Origin of the sequence: Flectobacillus sp., from assembly GCF_049240685.1 — a bacterium.
GTDB lineage: Bacteria > Bacteroidota > Bacteroidia > Cytophagales > Spirosomataceae > Flectobacillus.
In genome coordinates, this window is sequence record NZ_JBMLSD010000127.1 from 1 (window position 1) to 7,806 (window position 7,806).

The 7,806-nt window shown below is 36.8% G+C and carries 6 protein-coding genes; 1 reads left to right on the forward strand and 5 read right to left on the reverse strand.

Translation table 11 applies throughout. The annotated features are described in order from the left end of the window. Positions 1 to 127: 127 nt before the first annotated feature. The 4 genes from ACOVQ4_RS05875 to ACOVQ4_RS05890 all read right to left on the reverse strand — a co-directional run bounded on the left by ACOVQ4_RS05875 (position 128) and on the right by ACOVQ4_RS05890 (position 4,635). Complete coding sequence (locus tag ACOVQ4_RS05875; protein ID WP_166577472.1) at positions 128 to 1,138, reverse strand: glycosyltransferase; 1,011 nt, start codon at positions 1,136 to 1,138, stop codon at positions 128 to 130. A 121-nt stretch (positions 1,139 to 1,259) separates the two neighbouring features. Next, positions 1,260 to 1,628: a hypothetical protein gene (locus ACOVQ4_RS05880; protein ID WP_421819722.1), complete on the reverse strand. Its 369-nt coding sequence runs from the start codon at positions 1,626 to 1,628 to the stop codon at positions 1,260 to 1,262. Between the two features lie 72 nt (positions 1,629 to 1,700). Continuing rightward, positions 1,701 to 2,993: a glutamate-1-semialdehyde 2,1-aminomutase gene (hemL, locus tag ACOVQ4_RS05885; RefSeq protein ID WP_421819723.1), complete on the reverse strand. Its 1,293-nt coding sequence runs from the start codon at positions 2,991 to 2,993 to the stop codon at positions 1,701 to 1,703. Between the two features lie 34 nt (positions 2,994 to 3,027). Beyond that, positions 3,028 to 4,635, reverse strand: coding sequence for an ABC transporter substrate-binding protein (locus ACOVQ4_RS05890; protein WP_421819724.1), 1,608 nt, complete (start codon positions 4,633 to 4,635; stop codon positions 3,028 to 3,030). Positions 4,636 to 4,766: 131 nt separating this feature from the next. Here ACOVQ4_RS05890 and ACOVQ4_RS05895 point away from each other — a divergent pair, with 131 nt between their 5' ends. Beyond that, positions 4,767 to 5,216, forward strand: coding sequence for a GNAT family N-acetyltransferase (locus ACOVQ4_RS05895; protein ID WP_095162833.1), 450 nt, complete (start codon positions 4,767 to 4,769; stop codon positions 5,214 to 5,216). 349 nt (positions 5,217 to 5,565) lie between these two features. On the opposite strand, the gene yidC is transcribed toward ACOVQ4_RS05895, so the two are convergent. Next, the gene (yidC, locus tag ACOVQ4_RS05900; protein WP_421819725.1) at positions 5,566 to 7,416 is read right to left on the reverse strand and encodes a membrane protein insertase YidC; all 1,851 of its coding nucleotides are present in this window, start codon (positions 7,414 to 7,416) and stop codon (positions 5,566 to 5,568) included. Positions 7,417 to 7,806: the final 390 nt, after the last annotated feature.

Below are 7,806 nucleotides of genomic sequence, written 5' to 3' on the forward strand. Positions count from 1 at the left end.
ACTCGGCTTAAGACGCAATCATTGCGTCTCTACTGCTAGAATACAAATTTTAAAAATAATCACTCAATCGACAATCACTCACTCACTAAATTTTTCAAAACTCCACACTCAAAACTCATCACTTCAATCAGGATGGATATTCGATGTTGTCTCCTAATTGTTTGTATCCTTTTTCTTCAAACAGTTTTTTCCAACCTTCTGTAATAAAACCTACACCGTAGCCCACCAATTGCACATATACGGCAATTATGCTGAGTAAACCTACTTGAATACTCTTATTCTTGAGTGTTGAATCAATAAAATTGAGTAAGGTATATAGGGCAAAAATACCGATAGCCAGATAGAAAAATGGTTTGAAAACCAACCACCATAAAGGAATACTAAACAAGCCAAGTGTAAATACCATTGGAAAGGTGTGTACCAATTTGAGTTCTTTTGGAAAAAAGCGACTGATATTGATTCTTGCTTTTCCAAAAAATCTCAACTGTTTGTAAAACTGTATAAAACTAGTTCTTCTTTTATGGTAAATAAATGCCTCAGGAATAAGTCCAGACTTAAAACCTAGGCTTATGGCACGAATCGAAAATTCAATATCTTCGCCCATACGAGTAATAATGAACCCTTGGGTTTTGCGATAAACCTCCTTCGACATACCCATATTAAAGCTTCTGGGATGAAATGTACCTCCAAGATTTTTCTTGCTCCCTCTAATTCCTCCAGTTGTAAATAGTGAGGTCATTGAGTAGCTAATGGCTTTTTGAATAGGAGTGAAGTTGGGGTGGTCGCGGTCTGGCCCGCCATAAAGGTCTAGGAAATTGCTATTGAGTTGCTTTTCTACAATTTCTAAATAGTTTGGTTCTATCAGCGCGTCAGAGTCAAGAATAATGAAATAATCGCCAGTAGCGTGCTTAAAACCTGTATTACGGGCAAATCCTTGACCAGTATTTTGTTGTTGGATATATTTTATTTCCAGCTCAGAATGATATTTTTCAACAATCTTATCGGCTTTTATGGCCGAGCCATCCTCTACAACCACCACTTCAAAGATTTTATAGGTTTGCTTAGTTAAACAAGCCAACAATTCATCCAATTCGTCGGGGCGGTTGTATACAGGAATAATAATGGAATAATTTCGCATGGAAAAAGCGCTGTGTTGAAATAACAGCTATTGTTTAATTTTTTGTGTTGAAAACAAGAAAGTGCCATTGCATCAGACCTCTTCTAATGGGAGACACTCATTCTTCAGACCACAAAACTAATCATTTTACATATTTTTTCTTCACTTTCATTTCCCAATCCCCGAAGCTTCCATATAATACCATTGATCCAAATCTGAAATTATCAATGATTTCTTGCCCTTCTTCTACACTATCATAAAACTCCTTGTCTACAGGAATCTCAAAATCTACCGCATTCATAGCATCTTTTATATGTTTTTTGATGCTTAATGATAAATGCGATTGTTTCAAACGAAGTTTGAGAATATACTTATGCGAATCACCACCATTTTGGGCAATATGCAATTGCTCTTTCAAAGCACGATTTTCTTCTCGAAGTTTGTCTGCTTCTGAACTTCCACAAGAAAAAAGGAGAAAAATGACGAAAGTAGAAAGAAGATAAGATTTCATAAGGAACTGAGAGGTTTTAAAAAAGGTCAGCAAATTGCTGACCTTCGATGGAATATGATATTTGGCGCTAAACTATGCTGAAATTTCTTTAAAGCTCTCATAACTCGCATCCAAGATTTGAGCAACGTGTTCATCAGTAAGCGCAGTCGAGATAAACATCGCTTCGTATTGTGAAGGAGCCATATAGACACCTCTTTTCAGCATCGCATTAAAGAATTTACCGAATAGTGCAGTATCTGATGATTTTGCATCTTCAAAATTATTTACAGGCTTATCCGTAAAGAATAAGGTAAACATGGAGCCAACGTGGTTGAGGGTATAATTCAAACCAAGTTTTTGCATATTGGCACGAATACCAGATGTTAAGGTATTACCAACCGTTTCGATTCGTTCATATACTTCTGGATGCTCGTTCAAGTAAGTCAACATGGCTTGACCCGCTGCCATAGCAATTGGGTTTCCTGAAAGTGTACCTGCTTGATATACTGGACCCGCAGGAGAAACGCAATCCATGATTTCTTTTTTACCTCCGTAAGCACCAACTGGCATACCTCCACCGATAATTTTACCCATGGTCGTCATATCTGGTGTTACGCCACAACGTTCTTGAAAACCTCCTTTTGCCAAACGGAAACCAGTCATTACTTCATCAAAAATCAACACAATACCTTCCTTATCGCAAATTTGGCGAAGACCTTCCAAGAAGCCTTCTGCTGGTTTTACTAAACCCATATTACCAACTACGGGTTCTAGGATAATACAAGCAATCTGATCTTTATTAGCATCAACTAGCGTTTGTACTGCAGTTAAATCATTATATGGAGCTGTTAGCGTATCGTTGGCCACACCTTTAGTAACGCCTGGACTATCTGGATGTCCGAATGTGATGGCACCAGAACCTGCTGCAATCAAAAATGAATCACCATGACCGTGATAACAACCTTCAAATTTGATGATTTTGTCACGACCCGTATAACCACGTGCCACACGAATAGCCGACATCGTAGCCTCTGTGCCAGAGTTTACCATACGTACTTTCTCAACAGAAGGCACAATCGAAGTAATGAGTTCTGCCATTTCTACTTCACGACGCGTAGGAGCACCATAAGAAAAACCTAACTGAATAGCATCGGCAACGGCTTTTTCGACTAGCTCATTGGCGTGACCCAAAATCATAGGTCCCCAAGAGTTGATAAGTTCGATAAATGCGTTTCCATCTTCATCGTAAAGGTAAGCACCTTTAGCCGATTTAATGAAAAGAGGATTTCCTCCAACGGCTCTAAAAGCTCTTACAGGTGAGTTTACACCGCCAGGGATGTAGTTTTTAGCTTTGTCGAAAAGTTCTTGGCTGTTTTTAGTAGTCATTTTGTCAAAAATTAATGCGATGGTAGCCCATGCACTATTTAGCTAATACAAATTTATAATTTTGGAAAGTAGTGATAGGTACTACTTGGTTGTCTTGAGACTGCGTATAATCGTACCCTGAGGTCGAGAAAGACTGTTTGTAGGTATCTAAATCGTCCAAACCTTTTTTGAAGTTTACACCATATTTAGAAAGAACTCTTCCCCAAAACAAAGTCATGTCATATCCACAGAACGAATAATAGGAAGGAATGCTTCCATATTTAGCAAAATATTCCTTTTTAAACTTATCTACCTCTGGATTTTCATTGTCAATAAACTCTGGGTCAATACAGTAAATTTCTCTTCCTGCAACGGTTGTACCACTCAAATTGCTTGATTGAAATGCCTCAGCAGTAGTCACCAGTGGCGTTGACAAATCTTTTTGTAAAGCCGTGAGCATCGCCAAACCTGCCTTTTTGTCGGAAGTTGCCAAAAAAACATGACTGAGTTTTTTATCAGGAATTTTGCTAGCAATTACCTCCGAGTTGGCTGTTACTTTGACAAAAGCCTCAATATCATAACCTTTTTTAATTAGCACTTGTTTGTAAGCCTCTGCTAAAAGTGAGTCGTTACTGGAAGAGGTGTAATATATGGCTGCGTTGCGTCCTAAAAATGCCTGTTTGGTCACATATTCCGCTGCTTTTATGGCTTGCATTTTGATAGAAGGCTGTGCCAAAAATGACTTATCGAAGATTTCTAGGAGTTTTTCATTATTAGAAATTGGATTGATAAGTGGTATTTGATGGCTTTCACAATAGGCATTTGCTAACTTATTACTTTCAGAATACAGGGGTCCTATCAATAAATCTGTCGTTTGAAAATAAGAATTGTTAAGCAATTCTAACATCTGTTCTCCGTCGTTAGAAATATCATATACCTGTAAATTGACGTTAATCTTTTCTTTTTGTAATTGAGCTTTAGCCAACTTTGCACCTTGATACATGTCAAACACATATTGGTTGGCACGGCGAGGATGGTCAGGTGATAGCTCGTCGATATTGACTGGAAGCAGAAACGCAAAATTAAGATATCCCTTGTTCAAGCGGTATTGTTGTAGCTCTTTGGTCGAAGACATTTCAGAGGACTTGGCTTGAATTCTTTCTTTCAATAAAACTTCTTCAGGAAATTGCTCGCTTAAAGACGTTAGTTTTTTTGTGTCAGTAATATCAGAAAGAAAGTTTTTCTTTAAATCCAAGATATCATTCTTCAGCGAATCGGAAGTAATTGCATTGGCAATCTGTAGCCCTTTGGCATAATCCTTATTCTCAAAAGCGATCGTTGCATAAAGATAGGCTACCTCTTCATTTTTCTCCCAACTGGGATATCTCAATTGAAGATTTTGCAAACTAGCCTCTGCTTCGGCATATTTTCCTACTTTGATGGCTGCCAAAGCTTGAAAATAATAAGAATAAGGAACAATAGGATTATTAAAACGAAGGTTACTTAGCTGGCTAAAGGCGATTCTAGCTTTTTCAAAATCATTGTTTTGATAGAAAAGTAAGGCTTTTTGATATTGAGCTTCGTATTCTGACAGATTGCTCTGGGCCTGACTGAAGCCGTAGGATGATGCCACCAATAACACTCCTAACAATAATTTCTTCATAATTCATGGAATTTGTGATTGTACAAATATAATAAACTTTGACGAATGCCGATTAAGTTGGGGTAATTGATGACATTATTATTAAATTTACTTCTGTCAACCTAAAATCACAAACTATTAACGATCCTCTTATGAATTTGAACTGGTACTATAAACATTTTAGAAATCTCAGCACGACAGAACTTTATCAAATCTTGCAGTTGCGTTGCGAAGTGTTTATTGTGGAACAAAACTGTCCGTTTCAAGACCTTGATGATAAGGACTTTAAATGTCATCACTTAATGGGATTTGATACTGAAACACAACAGATTGTAGCATACACTCGCATCGTTCCTCCTGGAGTATCCTATGAGGAGGCATCTATTGGACGTGTGGTAACTTCTCCGAAAGTAAGGAAATTTGGAGTAGGAAAGGAATTAATGAGAAATTCTATTGAATTAGCCGAAGAACTTTACGGCTCTTCTATCAAAATCGGGGCACAGTTGTATTTAAAGGGATTTTACGAATCTTTTGGTTTTGTGCAAACTAGTGAAATATATCTCGAAGATGGGATTGAGCATATAGAAATGCTGAAAGATTAGATTTTTCTAATTTGAAAATTTGGAAATTTGGTAATTTGAAGATTTGGTAATTTGAGGATTTGAAAATGGGGAATCTGAAGATTTGGTAATGAGCTAATTTGAAAATTAGGCGATTGGGTAATTTGGAAATTTGGAAATGAGCTAATTTGAAGATTTGGTTATTTGAAAATGGGGGAATCTGAAGATTAAGTAAATTGAAAATTGTTGAATTTTAGAAAAAAAAGGTCTTCATAGAGAAACAATTTATTTCTCAGTGAAGACCTTTTTACATTAATAATTTTCAAATCATCAAATTTTCAAATCATCAAATTATCACATTTTCAAATTTTCACATTTTCAAATCAGATAATTATTTCTTCTTCTTCTTTTCTTCGTTTTGTTGTTTCTGCATTTCTTCAGCTGCTTTCATTTGCTTTTGCAAATATTCTGAGAAACGAGATTTTTTACCTCCGCCTGCAGCGATTTTCTTACGGTTTTCTTCCAAAACTTGCTTGATTTTATCTTCGTCAACAAACTTGCGAATACCGATTTGTTGTAAAATCGTTACTAGGTTAGATACGAAGTAATAGAAGCTCATACCCGCTGGAAGTGAGTTCATTACGAACATAAAGATAACTGGCGTGATATAAGCCATTTTCTTCATATCGATTGGTTGACCTACTTGGTCTGGCGTGTTTTGGTTGTTGTAATAACCGTAGGCAATACTCGAAAGAGTCATCAACAACGTAAACAAACTGACATGATTTCCATAGAATGGAATACTAAATGGTAAATCTAATACAGAGTCGTAAGTAGAAAGGTCATTAGCCCACAAGAATGCCTCCTGACGAAGGTTAATTAAGTTAGGGAACAACATAAATACCGCCATCAAAATAGGCATGGTAGCCAATACAGGCACACAACCACTTAATGGACTTACGCCTACTTCACCATACAATTTCATTTGAGCTTGTTGCAATTTAGCTGCATCATCACCCACTTTTTCCTTGATAGCATTCAATTCTGGTTGAAGGATGCGCATTTTTGCCATACTTACGTAAGATTTGTAAGTCAATGGCAACAACGCAAACTTAATTACCAATACCAAGGCAATAATCAATAAGCCGTAGTTGCTAAATACTGTTTCAAGAATATTGAATAAAGGAACAAATACGTAGCGTGTAATTGGCAAGAAAATATCGTAACTCAATTTTACGTTACGACCAAATGCTGGTGCAATTTCTTTGATTTTATTATAGTCGTTTGGACCAAAATACCATTGATATTGTCCTTTGCCAGCTTTCATGTCTGCCAAAGAAATCTCCATGTTGGCACGAAGCGTTTTGATATTAACCGAATCCTCTGGATTTGGTGTAGCCCAAATTTGTGCTTTAGAGATTGGTGTATTTTTAGCAATAAAACCTGACAAGAAGTACTTTTTCTTGAAAGTCAACCAATTTAATGGCTTTTCAAGTGTAGCATCGTTGGCACTTGTAGGGTTTTCAGTCAACTGGTCGAATTCTTCACCTTCAGCTATTAGATAGTTAACAGTAGCCTTACGGTTTTCATTCAAATCTTTTTCTGTTGGACGAACCTCTTCAACCCAATTGATTTTAGCAGTTTGGCTTTTCAACAAACCGTCCAATCCTTTGATTTGGGTATTTTGATCAACTAAGTATCCTTCTCCCGCCAAAGTATAAGTTTGTTCGATAGACTGACCATTTGCTAGGGCCAATGTAAACGTTACAGATTGTTTTTGACCCTCAGCCACCACACCACCTTTTGATTGGGTAGTAAAGAACAACTTGTTGATGTCTACATTACCTTTTGTTGTAGCTAATTCAAAAGAAAGTTTGTCGAACGCTTCATCATAGATTGTCAAAGGAGTTTCTTTATGTGCTGCGAAATCTTTGTATGTTTTGTAATGTTTAAGCAATACTTGTTTTACTTTACCACCTTGAGTTGAGAAAGTAACTTTGATGTCTTTGTTTTCAAGAACTACATCTTGCGCCACGCCAGTAGCTGCCGTCGCAAAATCACCAGCTGCGGCCTTCAAGGCTACAGTATCAACAGTGGTTGGAGCTACCGTTTTGTGTACCGTAGTTTGTGCAACTTGCGCTTTTTGTGCTTGTTTTGGTTCATCTTTCGGAGCAAAGAAAAACTGGTACCCCAGCAACATCCCCATCAGCAATAATAGCCCCGTGATTTGATTTCTATCCATTTGGTATTTGTTTTAAATTGCCTTTCATTTTTAAAAGGCTAGTTATTTTTGGAATTGTAGTATTTAAAAGTTTGACCTTGGTTATTTTGAGGCAAAAGCAAAAGTAACTGTTGGCTAGTGTTTTCGTGTTAAGAATAAAGTTAAATGAATGTTTAGTTTGTATATAAATACTATTTTTCTCTTCGCAAAGCCCTACTTTTCTTGTCTTGACACAAGAAAAGTAGCAAAAGAAAGTCAAGAATTTATAAACTCGCTTCGCTCAAACAGTATAAATTCATTGCTTACGCAAGCAATCTCCCACAAGTTTAAACAGCTTCAATATGTTCAATATCTTTAAAATCGAATAGTAAAGAAATAAAAATGCACCGCCTCGACTTTGGCGGTGCAAAA